The organism is Curtobacterium sp. SORGH_AS_0776 (assembly GCF_031453355.1).
Classification (GTDB): domain Bacteria; phylum Actinomycetota; class Actinomycetes; order Actinomycetales; family Microbacteriaceae; genus Curtobacterium.
Map to the genome: position 1 here is coordinate 2,046,865 of NZ_JAVIYU010000001.1, position 14,406 is coordinate 2,061,270.

The 14,406-nt window shown below is 71.1% G+C and carries 14 protein-coding genes; 7 read left to right on the forward strand and 7 right to left on the reverse strand.

Features of this window, described 5'->3' with window-relative positions:
• The first annotated feature begins 137 nt into the window (after positions 1-137).
• A complete protein-coding gene (locus QE359_RS10210) occupies positions 138-1,337 on the forward strand; it encodes an amidohydrolase (protein ID WP_309779058.1) in 1,200 nt (399 codons plus the stop codon).
• A gap of 72 nt (positions 1,338-1,409) precedes the next feature.
• Here QE359_RS10210 and QE359_RS10215 read toward each other — a convergent pair whose 3' ends face one another.
• Both QE359_RS10215 and QE359_RS10220 read right to left on the reverse strand, forming a co-directional pair.
• Positions 1,410-2,300, reverse strand: coding sequence for an aminodeoxychorismate lyase (locus tag QE359_RS10215; RefSeq protein WP_309779059.1), 891 nt, complete (start codon positions 2,298-2,300; stop codon positions 1,410-1,412).
• 34 nt (positions 2,301-2,334) lie between these two features.
• The gene (locus QE359_RS10220) at positions 2,335-2,685 is read right to left on the reverse strand and encodes a tryptophan synthase subunit alpha (protein ID WP_070416534.1); all 351 of its coding nucleotides are present in this window, start codon (positions 2,683-2,685) and stop codon (positions 2,335-2,337) included.
• Between the two features lie 64 nt (positions 2,686-2,749).
• Between QE359_RS10220 and QE359_RS10225 the strand changes: the two genes are divergently transcribed.
• On the forward strand, positions 2,750-3,274 hold the full coding sequence (locus QE359_RS10225) for an 8-oxo-dGTP diphosphatase (protein WP_309779060.1): 525 nt from the start codon (positions 2,750-2,752) through the stop codon (positions 3,272-3,274).
• Between the two features lie 25 nt (positions 3,275-3,299).
• Here QE359_RS10225 and QE359_RS10230 read toward each other — a convergent pair whose 3' ends face one another.
• From QE359_RS10230 to QE359_RS10240, 3 genes are all read right to left on the reverse strand, one after another.
• A complete protein-coding gene (locus tag QE359_RS10230) occupies positions 3,300-3,590 on the reverse strand; it encodes a hypothetical protein (RefSeq protein ID WP_071295411.1) in 291 nt (96 codons plus the stop codon).
• A 242-nt stretch (positions 3,591-3,832) separates the two neighbouring features.
• Entirely contained in the window at positions 3,833-5,443 is a 1,611-nt protein-coding gene (locus QE359_RS10235; RefSeq protein ID WP_309779061.1) for an ABC transporter permease, read from the reverse strand.
• A gap of 61 nt (positions 5,444-5,504) precedes the next feature.
• Positions 5,505-7,193, reverse strand: a complete 1,689-nt coding sequence (locus QE359_RS10240; RefSeq protein WP_071295413.1) for a sodium:proton antiporter — start codon at positions 7,191-7,193, stop codon at positions 5,505-5,507.
• Positions 7,194-7,309: 116 nt separating this feature from the next.
• Between QE359_RS10240 and QE359_RS10245 the strand changes: the two genes are divergently transcribed.
• From QE359_RS10245 to QE359_RS10255, 3 genes are all read left to right on the forward strand, one after another.
• A complete protein-coding gene (locus QE359_RS10245) occupies positions 7,310-8,566 on the forward strand; it encodes an inorganic phosphate transporter (protein ID WP_309779062.1) in 1,257 nt (418 codons plus the stop codon).
• The gene (locus QE359_RS10250) at positions 8,566-8,862 is read left to right on the forward strand and encodes a hypothetical protein (protein ID WP_309779063.1); all 297 of its coding nucleotides are present in this window, start codon (positions 8,566-8,568) and stop codon (positions 8,860-8,862) included. Before QE359_RS10245 ends, QE359_RS10250 begins: the two co-directional genes overlap by 1 nt.
• Before the next feature lie 198 nt (positions 8,863-9,060).
• Positions 9,061-10,533, forward strand: a complete 1,473-nt coding sequence (locus QE359_RS10255; protein ID WP_070419138.1) for an aspartate ammonia-lyase — start codon at positions 9,061-9,063, stop codon at positions 10,531-10,533.
• A 10-nt stretch (positions 10,534-10,543) separates the two neighbouring features.
• Here the strand turns inward: QE359_RS10255 and QE359_RS10260 are convergent, their stop codons facing one another.
• Together QE359_RS10260 and QE359_RS10265 are read right to left on the reverse strand one after the other, a co-directional pair.
• Positions 10,544-11,635 (reverse strand): YihY/virulence factor BrkB family protein, encoded by a 1,092-nt coding sequence (locus QE359_RS10260; RefSeq protein ID WP_309779064.1) that lies wholly within the window; start codon positions 11,633-11,635, stop codon positions 10,544-10,546.
• A gap of 102 nt (positions 11,636-11,737) precedes the next feature.
• The gene (locus tag QE359_RS10265; RefSeq protein ID WP_309779065.1) at positions 11,738-13,060 is read right to left on the reverse strand and encodes an MFS transporter; all 1,323 of its coding nucleotides are present in this window, start codon (positions 13,058-13,060) and stop codon (positions 11,738-11,740) included.
• A 79-nt stretch (positions 13,061-13,139) separates the two neighbouring features.
• Here QE359_RS10265 and QE359_RS10270 point away from each other — a divergent pair, with 79 nt between their 5' ends.
• Together QE359_RS10270 and QE359_RS10275 are read left to right on the forward strand one after the other, a co-directional pair.
• Positions 13,140-13,511: an FKBP-type peptidyl-prolyl cis-trans isomerase gene (locus QE359_RS10270; protein WP_092094011.1), complete on the forward strand. Its 372-nt coding sequence runs from the start codon at positions 13,140-13,142 to the stop codon at positions 13,509-13,511.
• The gene (locus QE359_RS10275) at positions 13,511-14,347 is read left to right on the forward strand and encodes an aldo/keto reductase (protein WP_309779066.1); all 837 of its coding nucleotides are present in this window, start codon (positions 13,511-13,513) and stop codon (positions 14,345-14,347) included. The genes QE359_RS10270 and QE359_RS10275 overlap by 1 nt, the downstream gene beginning before the upstream one ends.
• Positions 14,348-14,406 lie beyond the last annotated feature (59 nt).

Below are 14,406 nucleotides of genomic sequence, written 5' to 3' on the forward strand. Positions count from 1 at the left end.
GAGACGGGACGACGGGACGAGGGACGACGGACGACGGGACGACGCCTCGACGCTAGAGCGGCGTCGGCCACCGCCGCGAGGAATCTGCATGTCGTGTGCACGGCCGCGGTGTCCGCCCCCGTCGGTACCGTGGTGGCATGAGCAACTCCTTCGTCGTGACGAACGCACACGTGGTCCCCGTCACCGCCCCCGAGTTCGACGGCGGCGCCGTCGTGGTCGAGGACGGTCGCATCACCGCGATCGGCCCGGACGTCTCGCCCCCGGCCGGGCTGCCGGTCGTCGACGCCGCGGGTGCGTGGCTCGTCCCGGGCTTCGTCGAGTCGCACGGGCACGTCGGCATCCACGAGGAGGCGAACGGCGAGGCGGGCAACGACACGAACGAGATGACCGGCCCGAACATGGCCGGGGTGCGCGCGATCGACGCGATCGACATCGACGACGAGGGCTTCCGCGACGCCCTCGCCGGCGGCATCACCTCGATCGTCGTCAAGCCCGGGTCCGGCAACCCGATCGGCGGCCAGACCGTCGCGATCAAGACCTGGGGCGGCCGCACGATCGACGAGCAGCTCATCTCCGACGCGGTGAGCATCAAGAGCGCGCTGGGCGAGAACCCGAAGCGCGTGTACGGCGGCAAGGGGCAGACCCCGTCCACCCGTCTCGGCGTCGCGAAGATCATCCGCGACGCCTTCGTCGAGGCCCAGAACTACCGCGCCGCCCGCGACGCCGCCGCCGCGAAGGGCGACCCGTTCGCCCGCGACCTCACGAAGGAGGCACTCGTCCGCGTCCTCGACGGCGAGCTCGCGTGGGACCAGCACACGCACCGCCACGACGACATCGCCACCGCGATCCGGCTGGCCGAGGAGTTCGGGTACCGCCTGGTGGTGAACCACGGCACCGAGGCGCACAAGATCGCGCACGTCCTCGCCGAGAAGGACATCCCCGTCATCTACGGCCCGCTCTTCACGAGCCGTTCGAAGGTCGAGCTCCGTGACCGCGGGATCCCGAACCTCGCGGCGATCGCGGCGGCCGGGGTCCGTGTAGCGATCACGACCGACGCCCCGGTCGTCCCGATCGGCATGCTCGTGGACCAGGCCACCGCGGCGGTGAAGGAGGGGCTGCCCCGCCAGACCGCGCTCGAGGCGCTCACGACGAACCCCGCCGACTTCCTCGGGTTCGGGAACCGCGTCGGCCGCCTCGCCGAGGGCTACGACGCCGACCTCGTCCTGTGGGACGGCGACCCGCTCGACGCGACCAGCCGCGCGACGCGCGTCTGGATCGAGGGCGAGTCCGTCTTCGAGTGGGCCGACGGCACGGGCGTCACGACGCCGCGCTGGTAGCGACCAGGGTCCGGACGGGAGGCACGGTGCGGGCCCGCACCGCGCCTCCCGTCCGCCGCCCGCAGGCGGGTCTCAGACCTCGCGCGCCAGCAGGAAGTCGTTGATCCGCGTCGTGAGTTCCGCGTCGATCGCCCGCGCGACACCGTTCACCGACCGGATCGGCGCCGCCTGGCGCACGCTCGAGACGAGCCAGGCCGCGTCCGCCGTGTGGAAGTCGTCCAGCGTGAGGAGCTCGTAGGCGGTCTCGATGCCCGCTTCCTCGGCGAAGCGGAACACGTCGGCCTGCGTCGTCCCGGCGAGGATCCCGATGTCGGTGCGCGGCGTCACGAGCCGCCCACCGACGGAGAGGATCAGGTTCGCGCGCGTGCCCTCGAGCACGTAGCCGTCCGTCGACACGAACACGGCGTCGTCCGCTCCGCGTCGGCCGGCCTCGCGGAGCGCCGCCATGTTCACCGCGTACGACAGCGTCTTCGCGCCCTGCAGCAGCCACGGAGACGTCCGCTCGACGTCGTGCCGGTAGCCGCGGTCGAGCGTGACGACCGAGATGCCCTCGGTGCGTGCGGCGGTCGAGTCACCGGACGGTGCCGCGTAGACCCACCCCGTCGGGCGGTCCGTTCCCTCGACGCCGCGCGTGAGGACGGTCTTGACGAAGGCCTCGCGGACCGGGTCGAGCCGGGCGCACACCGCCTCGATCGCCCGGCGCCAGGCGTCGGTGTCCGGTGCGGGCAGGTCGAGCATCGCGGCCGAGCGGCCGAAGCGGGCCAGGTGTGCCTCGAGTGCCTGCGGGTGCCCGTCGATCACGGTCACGGTCTCGAAGACCCCGTCGCCGCGGATGATGCCGAGGTCCTGCACCTGGACGTGCTCCTCGAGGGGCTTCGCCCACGTGAACGCGTCCGCCGCGGGGTCGTGCGGCGCGCGGTCGCGGGAGGGCTGGTTGAGGACGGCGAGCACGGTTTCGGTCATGGGGCCATCCAACCGCAGCCCGGCCGGGAATGACCTAGCCGGCTTCGGGGAGCGCGCCCATGAGCTTCCACACCGCCGGCGTCAGCTCGGGGTGCTGCAGCGCGATGCGGCGGAGCCGGTGGTACTCCTCGCCGAGGCGGGTGCCCTGCCCGGAGGCGGGGTGCATCGACCACTGCGCGCTCCGCTGCCCGATCGCGGCGTCCAGCTCGACGGCGTCGGCGCGGAGGATGAGCACGACCTGCTCGTCCACGGTGGGGAGCGTCGGCATGAACTCCCACGGGTCCTCACCCTGGCGGCTGCGGTGCTCGACGATCATCGAGATCTCCTCGGCCGCCTCGGCACGCAGCACTTCGAGGCTGCGCCCGGTCCTGCCCGGCTCAGCCATGGTGCCCCCGCAGCGTGCCCGCCATGGAAAAAGCCTACGCCAGAACTTCGGCCAGACTGGACGCGTGACCCCACGCGACCCGAGCAAGTCCCAGCACCCCGCCGTGGTCGTCGTCTACCTCGTGCGCGACGGCGAGCAGGGCCCCGAGGTGCTCCTCGGCGAGAAGCGACGCGGCCTCGGGACCGGCCGGCTCGTCGGACCCGGCGGCAAGCGGGAACCGGGGGAGTCCGCCGTCGAGACGGCGGTGCGCGAGGTCGCGGAAGAGGTCGGCCTGCGGATCGACGCGGCGGACCTGGAGGCACGGGGCACGTTGGACTACCGGTTCCCGTACCGCCCGTCCTGGTCCCAGGTCTCGGACGTCTTCGTCTGCCGCCGCTGGCAGGGCAACCCGTCGGGCAGCGACGAACTCGAACCCCGCTGGATCCCGGTCGACGCCGTGCCGTTCGACGCGATGTGGGACGACGCGAAGTACTGGTTGCCGGGCGTGCTCGGCGGGGGATCGGTGCGGGCGCGGTTCACGTTCGCCGAGGACGATGCCACGGTGTCGGGCTACACCGGCACCGGGGTGGCCGCGCCGTCGGGACCCTGATCCGTCGCCGTCCCAGCGGGTCGTCCTACCGGGTGGGGGTCTGCGTGCGGGTGCTGCCGGTGCGGGCTTCCTCGGCCGCGGCGATGACCTCGGCGTCACCGCTCCGTCCGCCGAGCGGGCGCACGAAGAAGTCGATGATGCCGAACACGATCGCGCCGATCATCGCGAACATCGCCCAGCCGACGAACAGCCCGGCGACGTTGCGGCCGTCGGCGGGGGCGAGCAGCACACTCGCCGCGTAGAACCCGACCGTCAGCACGAGGAACACGACGACGACGGTGACGAGGACGCGGTGCCAGGCGATGCGCGGGTTCATGCCCCCAGGATACGCGCCGTGCGGACGCGGTCCGGGCGTCGGTCGTGTCGATGCGCGTGCACCGTGCGACACTGCGCGCGTCGATCGACTGGCACAGTGTCGAAGTGTGCACGTGCATCGGATGCGTGTGCACCGTTCGACATCGTGCCCGTCGATCGACGAGTGCGATGTCGGAAAATGCACACGCACGGGCGCCGCACACGCACGGGCGCCGCAGGCGCGCGCGGCGCGGCGCCCGGGGCTCAGCGGTCCGCGTGCCGACCGTGCGGACGCTCACCGGCGCCGTCGGCGGCGCGACCCGTGGCGTCGGCGCGACCCGGTGCCCTGGACCCGTCCGCCCGCGGGACGGGACGAGTGCGGGGGCCGGTCGCCGCGCCTCCTGGACGCTGCACCGGACCGGTGCGGTCCCCACGGACGACGGGGATGCGACCCGTGGGCGTGGTCTCGGTCTCGAGGCCGTCGCGACCGCCCATGAAGACGTCGCCGCCGACGCGTTCGTCCTCCCAGTCGTCGTCGTGGAGGACGCTCAGCGTGCCGGTCTCGGTCGAGGTGAGCCCGTGGCGCTCGAGCTCGGCGTCGCGCTGCTTGCCGAGGAACTCGCGGTTCGCGGTCTGGGCGTCCTGGAACATCGTCGTGCGGCCGGTGACGATGGCACGGATGCGTCGGCGCTCCCACCACTGCTTGCCGAAGTACATGAGGACGAGTCCGGCGCCGGCGTAGCAGGCCATCGTGATGAGGCCGCGCGAGTACGACGGGCCGACGCCGTAGATCTGGTGCTTTATCATGTCGACCATGCTCGAGCCGACGACGACGTTGTTGAGCCACGCGAACGGCTCCGGCATGAACCACTTCGGGTAGGCGCCGCCGGACGACGGCATCGACAGGAAGACGAAGCAGATCATGGCCGGCGCGGCGATGAACCGGCCGACGAAGTAGCTCAGCCCGTTGACGGCGAGGCCGATCGCGACGATCCAGCCCCAGGCGATGAGGACGAGTTCGATCCAGTGCCCGTGGATGGCGCCGACCACGGGCCCGGCGAGGGTGTTCGTGATGAGCGAGATGACCAGGCCACCGACGACGATGACGGCCATGCGGGTGCGGTGCCGGAGCGGGCCGCCCATGATGCCGATGAACATCGCGACCATGTAGCCGCCGATGCACCAGGCGAGCATGACGTACATGGCGACGGTGCCGTACTCGTCCCAGGCGGGCAGCGGAGCCAGCTCGGTCACGGTGGGGGCTGCCACTCCGATGCCGGTCAGGACGGTGCTCAGCGTCACGGGGACGAGCGAGGCGACCTGGAACTGGTGTGCGGTGGCCTTGAAGACCTCGTTCGTCGAGGGGTCGTACGCCACGGCCATGGTGCCGGCGAGCACGTCGCGCTTCGCCTGCGCGAGGGAGTCGTAGGTGTGGAAGAGGTACTCGCCCGGGAGTGCCTTCTGCATCGCGGCCACGAGTGTGGGGTCGCTGCCGACGAGGGCCACGGGGACGTCGTGCGGGTGCGGGGCGTGGAACGCGAAGACGTAGCAGAGGCAGAAGCCGACGATGAAGAACAGCGGCATCCAGAGCTGCAGGCCGATCAACTGGAGCGACGGGTGCAGCGTCCCGAACCAACGCCGGTAGCCGCTGATGCGCTGCGGCTCCGGGACTGGTGCCTGCCGGACGCGACCGGAACCACCGGAGCCGGTGCGGGTCGGCCGGGTGCCGGCGACCGGGGCACCGCGTCGGGGCTTCGAACCACCGCGGGTGGACGGACGTGTCGTGCGCTGCTTGGGAGCGGATGACTGCCGCGGCCCCCCGTCACGATCCGGGAGGTCGTTGTTCCTGGGGACGTCGTTCCGCGGCGTGCTCACTCGGCGATGCGCTCCTGTTCTGGGTCGGGCCGCCAGGATACGCCCGGGATCCTGGTCGCGGTCAGGACCGGCTGCGCGACGCCTGCGCCGAGTCCATCGCGAGTTCCTCGGCGTCGAGGGTCACGAGCACGCGGCGCATGACCTCCTCGTCGAGGTTGCCCTTCTCGCGTTCCTCGAGCACGATCTCGCGGCGACGGTCGAGCAGTTCCCGCCGGATGTCCTGGATCTGCGCACCCCGCAGGCGGACCGGGGCGTTGCGCTCCTCGTCCTCCTCTTCCTCGGCGTCGCGGCGGAACGTCTCCGCCTGGCGCTCGAGCCGGGCCTTGAGCCGGTTCACGACGGCGTCGACGGCCTCGTCGCCGTACTGCTTCGACCAGTCCGGACGTCGCTTCTCGAGCAGCTCGATCGCGGCCTCGGTCGTGCGCTGGTTGAGGCGCATCTCGCTGCGGACGTCCTCCTCGCCCTCGGCCGGGTCCTGCACCTTGAGCGACCGGATCACGAACGGCAGGGTGAGTCCCTGGAGCAGGAGGGTCCCCACCGTCACGATGAACGCGATGATGAAGATGGTGTCCTGGGCCTTGATGTCGACCGGGTTCGCCACGACCGACACGGCCGCGGCGAGGGTCACCACGCCACGCATGCCCGTCCACGAGATGACGGTGAGCTCGCGCCAGTTGAGCTTCGGTTCCGCCGAGCCGCGCATCCACCGCAGGGACGGGTGGCCGCGGGACAGCCGGATGCGCAGGGGTCGGAACCACCTGCCGTTGAAGCGGTTGCGCACGTACGACTCGAACACGAAGAGCGGCCGGACGAGGATCACCACCACGAGCACCACGGCCGCGGCGGTCAGGGTCTGCCCGAGGCTGCGCTCGCTCTCGACGAGGTCCTGCACGACGGTGTTGAGCTGGAGCCCGATCAGGGCGAAGACGAACCCCTCGAGGATGACGTCGATGCTCGTCCAGAGCGGGCGCTCCTGCAGGCGGGTCGCGTAGCCCTCCTTCGGCGAGTTGTAGCCGATGTAGAGGCCGGCGGTCACCACCGCGATCACCCCGGAGCCGGAGAGGTCCTCGGCGAGGATGTACGCGACGAACGGCAGCAGGATGCTCATGATCGTCTCGACCACCGGGTCGTTGATCCGCATCCGGATCCAGTGCACCGCGACGCCGAGGACGATGCCGACCGCCAGCCCGACGCCGATCGCGAGGCCGAAGATCCCGAGGTCCTGCCAGATCGTCAGCGAGGTGCCCGCCGCGATCAGGGTGAAGACGCGCACGAGCGTCAGGGACGCGGCGTCGTTGATGAGGCTCTCGCCGGACAGCACCGTCATCACGCGGCGGGGGAGCCCGAGCTTCCGGCCGATCGCGGCGGCCGACACCGCGTCCGGCGGGGCGACGATCGCGCCGAGCAGGATCGCCGCGGGCCAGTCCATGTCGGGGATGATGATGTACGCCGCGAGGCCGACGGCCAGTGCCGTGATGATCACGAGGAAGATGCCGAGTCGACGGATCTGCTTGATCGACTGCCGGAAGCTCTGCCACGACACGTCGAGCGCTGCCGAGTAGAGCAGCGGCGGCAGGATGATCGTCAGGATGACCTCGGAGTCGATCTCGATCGGCGGGAGGCCGGGCAGGAACGACGCGGCCAGGGCGACGGCCGTCACGAGCAGTGGCGCCGGCAGTCCCTTGGCCCGAGCGAACCCCGTCACCGCGAGCGATCCGACCAACAGGATGAGGAGCTCGACGGTGTCCATGCCGTCCATTCTCCCATCGGAATGGTTCCGGATCTGAAGGAGTCCGAAGGCGACATGAACAGCAGGCGTCCGACAGGGTTTGCCAGGCGGCGTCCAGCCTGGGACACTTGCCCGCGGTGGACATCACACTCATAGTCGTCCTGGTCATCGCGTTGGCCCTCTTCTTCGACTTCACAAACGGTTTTCACGACACCGCCAACGCGATGGCGACCCCGATCGCCACCGGTGCGATGAAGCCCAAGGTGGCCGTCACGGTCGCCGCGGTGCTCAACCTCGTCGGTGCGTTCCTCAGCACCGCGGTGGCGACGTCGATCTCGCACGGCCTCATCAACGAGGGGCCCGGAGGCGTGGCGATCAGCCCGGAGATGATCTTCGCCGGGCTCATCGGGGCGGTCGTCTGGAACATGATCACGTGGCTGCGCGGCCTGCCGTCGTCGTCCTCGCACGCGCTCTTCGGCGGGCTCATCGGTGCCGCGATCGTCGGTGCGGGGTTCAACGCCGTCAACTACGCGGCCCTGCTGACGGTGGTGATCATCCCCGCGTTCCTCTCGCCGGTGATCGCCGCGCTGGTCTCGTTCCTGTCCACGCGGATCGCGTACCGGATCACCCGGCGCCCGGTCTTCCCGAACGAGCGCGGCGGCTTCCGCATCGGCCAGGTCTTCACGAGCTCGATGGTTTCGCTCGCGCACGGCACGAACGACGCCCAGAAGACGATGGGCGTCATCACGCTGACCCTCATCGCCTCGGGTGCGCAGTCGTCCGAGCAGGGCGTGCAGTTCTGGGTCGTCATCGCCTGCGCCCTGGCGATCGCCCTCGGCACGTACACCGGCGGGTGGCGCATCATCCGCACGCTCGGGTCCGGCATCACCGAGATCCGCGCGACGCAGGGCTTCGCGGCCGAGGCCTCGACCGCGGCGACGATCCTCGCCTCGAGCCACCTCGGCTTCGCGCTGTCCACCACGCAGGTGTCCTCCGGATCGATCATCGGCGCCGGTCTGGGCCGCCGCGGGTCGAAGATCCAGTGGTCCACCGCCGGCAAGATCGTGATCGCCTGGTTCATCACCCTCCCGGCAGCCGCTGCCGTCGGCGCGGTCGCGTCCGGCATCGCCCGCCTCGGCGTCACGGGCCTCGTCGTCGACGCGGTCGTCGGCGCCGCGGTGATCCTCGGGCTCTACCTGTGGTCGCTCCGCAAGCCGCACGAGCAGGCCGCCGCGATCGAGGTGGACGTCGCCGCCAACGCGGTGTTCACCCGCAAGGAGCTGCGTGACCTGCAGCGGAAGAAGCGCGCCGAGACCGTCGCCGCGCGTCGAGCCGAGCTGAGCCGCGAGCGCACCCTGCGCCGCATGGCCGGCCGCAAGGGAGGACGACGCTGATGGGGATCGACTGGTTCGCCTTCCTGACGGTCGCGATCGTGTCGCTCGTCGGCGCGTGCTTCGTGGTCACCGTGTACTCGATCGGCCTCCGCTTCTGGAGCGCCGCCGACACCCGCGCCGGCAAGTTCACCGTGAAGGACGACGGCACGATCGGTCCGGCGACGGTTGGGTTCCCGCACCCGTCGAACGTCACGACCGCGGTGCGCTGGTTCCGGACGCTGTCCGTCGCCTGCTTCGTCGTCTCCGGCGCGGCCGTCCTCTACGGCATCTACCTCATCGTCCCGCAGTTCCACTGACGCATCCCGCGCTGACCGGCGTGCGTGCCGTGGGCGCGACCCGCTGACGGCCTGGAGGCACGGCGCCGGCCCGCACCGCGCCTCCAGGCCGTCACCGCGCGCGTCCACGGCGCCACCCGTGACGTCCTCGCACGTCGCGACGCGCCCGCCCGGGCCGGGGCCCGGCCCCGACCGGCCGGACGGGCTACCCTCGTGGGCGTGACCGGCAACGAAGCAGCACAGACCCGTACCGAGACCGACTCCCTGGGGTCGCGTGACGTCCCAGCGGACGCGTACTGGGGCATCAACACCCTCCGCGCCCTCGAGAACTTCCCCATCACGTCGGTGCCGATCGCGGTCTACCCGGACCTCATCGAGGCCCTCGCGACCGTCAAGCAGGCGGCCGCCCGGGCGAACAAGGCGATCGGGGTGCTCGACGCCGAGCGTGCCGACGCCATCGACCGTGCCGCGCAGGAGGTCCGCGACGGCTCGCTCCGGGACCAGTTCGTCGTCGACATCGTGCAGGGCGGTGCCGGTACCTCGACGAACATGAACACGAACGAGGTGCTCGCGAACCGTGCCCTCGAGCTCCTCGGCCGCGAGAAGGGCGACTACGGGTACCTGCACCCGATCGACCACGTCAACCGCAGCCAGTCGACGAACGACACGTACCCGACGAGCATCAAGCTCGCGATGATCCTCGGCGTGCGGCGGCTCGTGTCGCAGCTCGAGGCGCTGTCCGACGCCTTCGCGGAGCGCGGGCACGCCTTTCAGGACGTGCTGAAGATCGGACGCACCCAGCTGCAGGACGCGGTGCCGATGACCCTCGGGCAGGAGTTCACCGGCTTCTCGCACACCATCCAGGAGGACGTCCTCCTGCTCAAGACGGTCATGCCGCTGCTCGCCGAGACGAACCTCGGCGCGACGGCGATCGGCACCGGCATCACGGCCGACCCCCAGTACCGCGACGAGGTCCGCCGCCAGCTGCAGGTCGCGTCCGGGCTCGACATCGTGACGGCCCCGGACCTCATCGAGGCGACGAGCGACGCCGGCGCGTTCATGACCCTCTCCGGCACCGTGAAGCGGAGCGCGGCGAAGCTCTCCAAGATCTGCAACGACCTGCGGCTGCTGGCCTCGGGTCCGCAGGCCGGCCTGGGAGAGATCACGCTCCCGGCACGGCAGGCGGGGTCCTCGATCATGCCGGGCAAGGTGAACCCGGTCATCCCCGAGGTCGTGAACCAGATCGCGTTCGCGGTCGTGGGGGCGGACACCACGGTCACGATGGCGGCCGAGGGCGGGCAGCTGCAGCTCAACGCGTTCGAACCGATCATCGCCCACTCGATCCTGCAGTCGCTGCAGTGGATGGCGAGCGGGTGCGCGACGCTCCGGGTGAACTGCGTGGCCGGGATCGAGGCGAACGAGGCGAAGCTCGCAGCACAGGTCGACACGAACGTCGGCGTCGTCACCGCGCTCACGCCGTACATCGGGTACGCGGCCGCGGCGTCGATCGCGCACACGGCGTTGACGACCTCGACGCCCATCTCGACGCTCGTGACCGCGGCGGGGCTCATGGAGGAGGACCAGGTCCAGCGCGTCCTGAGCCCGGCGCGGCTGTCGGGCATCGAGCTGGCGACGGGGGCGATCCCGGTCGTCACCGAGGAGATGCTCGACCGGGCGGCGCGCGAGCGCTGACGCGCGGCGCCTACGGCATCGGCGGCTCGCCGACCCGCACCTGCCGGGACAGGTCCCGCAGGTGTTCCGCAGCCTCGGCCTGGGCAGGATCGGCGTCGTCCTCGGCCGCCCGCTGCGCCGCGATCGTCCGGACGTGGTGTGCGGCGGCGATGTCGGCGTCCCGCCACCGGGCGAGCGTGAAGTTCCGCGTGACGTCCCGCAGCGGCAGCCGGATGGACTCGTCGGCCTCGATCCCGGCGAGGAGCTGGCGCATCCGGATCACCTCGGAGTCGAGCTCACCGCCCACCACGAGGACGAAGTTCGAGATGTACAGGTACACGAGCAGCAGGATCGCGCCACCGAGCCACCCGTAGGCCTTGTTGCCGCCCCCGATCGTCTCGACGTAGAGCGAGAACCCGAGTGTCGCCAGCGCCCACGTCACGATGGCGAACCCGGCACCGGCGGACACCCACCGCAGCTGCGGCGTCTTCACGTTCGGCGTCGCGTAGTACAGCACCGCGACCATCACGACGAGGTCGGCGGCGAGGACCGGCCACTTCACCACGTTCCAGAAATCGTCGATCCAGGGCGCCCACCCGAAGGAACGGATGACCGCGGCGGAGATCGTCGGGGTGCCGAGCAGGATCACGATCGCGATCGCACCGCCGGCCATCACGAGCAGCGTGACGAGGAGCATCATGCTGCGGAACTTCCAGATGCGACGCCCCTCCTCGACCTCGTAGGCGGTGTTCATCGCCCGGCCGAACGCCGTCGCGTACCCGGAGAGCGACCACAGCGTCAGCACGACGCCGATCGCGAAGCCGAGCCACGGGTTGTCCAGGGTGAGGAGCTGCCGGAGCGGACCCTCGAGGTGCGAGGCCGTCTCGGGGCGGACGATGAACCCGAGGATCCCGATGATGTCCTCGAGGCTGTCGCCCTGCCGGTCCACGATCGACAGCGCAGAGACCACGGTCAGCGTCGTCGGGAACACCGTGAGCAGCGCGAAGAACGTCAGCGACGCCGCCGCGTCGACGACGCGGTGCCGGATGACCGAGTGGTAGGTACGCCGGACCACGGCGCGGACTCCCGTCCGCTGGAGGTCGCGCGATGCGCTGTCCGGCATGCGTTGTACGGTACCCGACACCTGCGGGCCAGGAGGCGCGGTGGCAGCCCGCACCGCGCCTCCCGTCCGGTCGACGGTCGCGTCCGGCGGCCGCTCCGCTCGTCAGTTCGCGTGCGGGTGCCGTGCGTCGTACCGGCGGAAGGACGGCACCGCGCGGAGGAGCAGCGCGACCAGGCCGATGATCAGCACACCGCCGATGATCGGCGGGTACGCGATGCCGGCGGCGACCACGAGCCCCGCGTAGAGGTCGCCCAGCCGCGGGCCACCGGTGACGACGACGATGAAGATGCCCTGCAGGCGTCCGCGCATGCCGTCCGGGGAGGCGGCCTGCAGGATCGTGTTCCGGAACACCGAGCTGACGTTGTCCGCGCCGCCGGCCGCCGCGAGGAAGAGTGCCGCGAGGCCGAGCGCGGGCAGGATGCCGGTGCCGAACGCGTCGCCCTCGCGGCCACCGAGTGCGTGGGCGCAGGCGATGACGACGCCGAACGCCGCGATCGCGCCACCGTAGGCGGTGATCGCCCAGCCGACCGCCTCGCCCTGGCGGCGGACGTGTCCGAGCGGACCGGAGAACACGCTCGAGAGCAGGGCTCCGATCGCGTACGCCGCGGTGAGGGTGCCGACGGTGATCGACCCGCCGCCGATCACGAGCGCACCGATCGCGGGGAAGAGCACGCGGGGCTGCCCGAACGTCATCGCGACGATGTCGAGCACGAACGTCATGGTGATGTTCCGCGACCGTCGGAGGAACCGCGCCCCTTCGACGAGCGAGCTGAGCCCCGGACGGAGCGCGTCCCGGTCGGCGGCCATCCGCGGCAGGGTGAACACCCCGAGGAACGCGAACGTGAACAGGACCACGTCGATCGTGTACGTCGGGGCGAAGCCGACGGCCGCGATGAGCACGCCCGCGACCGCGGGACCCACCGTGACCTGGAACCCCGAGGCGATGCCGCCGAGGGCGCTCGCCGCCGGCAGCAGGTCCGTGCCCACGAGCCGGGGCACGATCGCGGAGCGGGACGCGTTGCTCACGGTCGCGGCGACGGCGTTGACCGTGGCGAGGACGTAGAGCAGGGCGACGCTGTGCAGTCCGAGCCAGGCGTGCGTGGCGATCAGGGCCACGGCGGCCCAGGCGATCACGGCGGACACGAGTGCGACGGTGCGCCGGTCGAACGCGTCGGCGAGCATGCCGCCGTAGAGGCCGGCGACGATCATCGGCAGGAGCGCGATCACGCCGACGAGGGCGACCGCGAAGGTCGAACCGGTGATGTCGTAGACCTCGAGGCCGACGGCGACGGTGGTCATCTGCGTGCCGATGCCCGCGATGGCGGTGCCGAGCCAGAGCCGGGCGAACGCGGGGGAGCGGCGGAGCGGGGTGAGGTCGGCGAGGAGACGGCGTCGGCGCTCGCCGGTCGGTGTGGATGATGTCACGGTGGAACCATTCTGGGGGCTGCGGCGCCGTCCGTGGACGTGCGGGGCCGTGTCCGCGCTCTCTGGTTGACTGGCGGGCATGACTGACCTGAACAGCAAGCCCGAGTTCGACGCCCCCGAGGGCCCCGCCCCCACCGAGCTCGTCATCACCGACATCGTCGAGGGCTCCGGCGACGTGGCCTCCGCCGGATCGACCGTCAAGGTGCACTACGCCGGCGTCGAGTACGAGACCGGCGAGGAGTTCGACAGCTCGTGGAACCGCGGCGAGCCGATCGACTTCCCGCTCGCCGCCCTGGTGCGCGGCTGGCAGGAGGGCATCCCCGGCATGAAGGTCGGCGGGCGCCGCAAGCTCGTCGTCCCGCCGGAGCTCGCCTACGGCCCCGCCGGCGGTGGCCACTTCCTGTCCGGCAAGACCCTGATCTTCGTCATCGACCTGCTCGGGGTCCGCTGATGCAGGTCGGCGCACCGACCATCGAGCTGAACGACGGACACCGGTTCCCGGAGCTCGGCCTCGGCACCTACGGGCTGAACGGCGACGAGGGCGCGGCGGCCGTCGGGACGGCGATCGCGGGCGGCTACCGGCTGCTCGACACCGCGCTCAACTACGGCAACGAGGACGCCGTCGGCAGGGCCGTGCGCGAGTCGGAGGTGGCGCGCGAGGACCTCGTCGTCACGTCGAAGCTCCCCGGCCGCCACCACGGCTACGACGAGGCGCACCGCTCGATCGACGAGACCCTCGGCAACCTGGGCCTCGACTCGGTCGACCTCTACCTGATCCACTGGCCGAACCCGTCCGTGGACAAGTTCGTCGACACCTGGAAGGCGTTCGTCGACCTCCGCGACAGCGGCAAGGTCCGCTCGATCGGCGTCTCGAACTTCACCCCGGAGCACCTGCGTCGCATCGTGGACGCCACGGGTGTCGCCCCGGCCGTGAACCAGGTCGAGCTGCACCCGTACTTCCCGCAGGGCGAACTGCGGAAGGTGCACCAGGAGCTCGGCATCGTCACCGAGAGCTGGAGCCCCCTCGCGAAGCGGTCGGAACTCCTCACGGAGCAGCCGATCGTCGACGCCGCTGCCGCGCACGGGGTCACCCCCGGGCAGGTCGTGCTCCGCTGGCACGTCCAGATCGGTGCCGTCCCGGTGCCGAAGTCCGGCGACGCGGCCCGGCAGCGCGAGAACCTCGACGTCTTCGGCTTCGAGCTGACCGACGCCGAGGTCGCGGCGATCTCCGGCCTCGAGCGCGGACGCCTCTGGGACGGCGACCCGGACACGCACGAAGAGATGTAGGAAGCCTCACTTCGGGATGGGGGGACTACACTGGGTTCCCCTGTCCCGAAGGGTTGTGT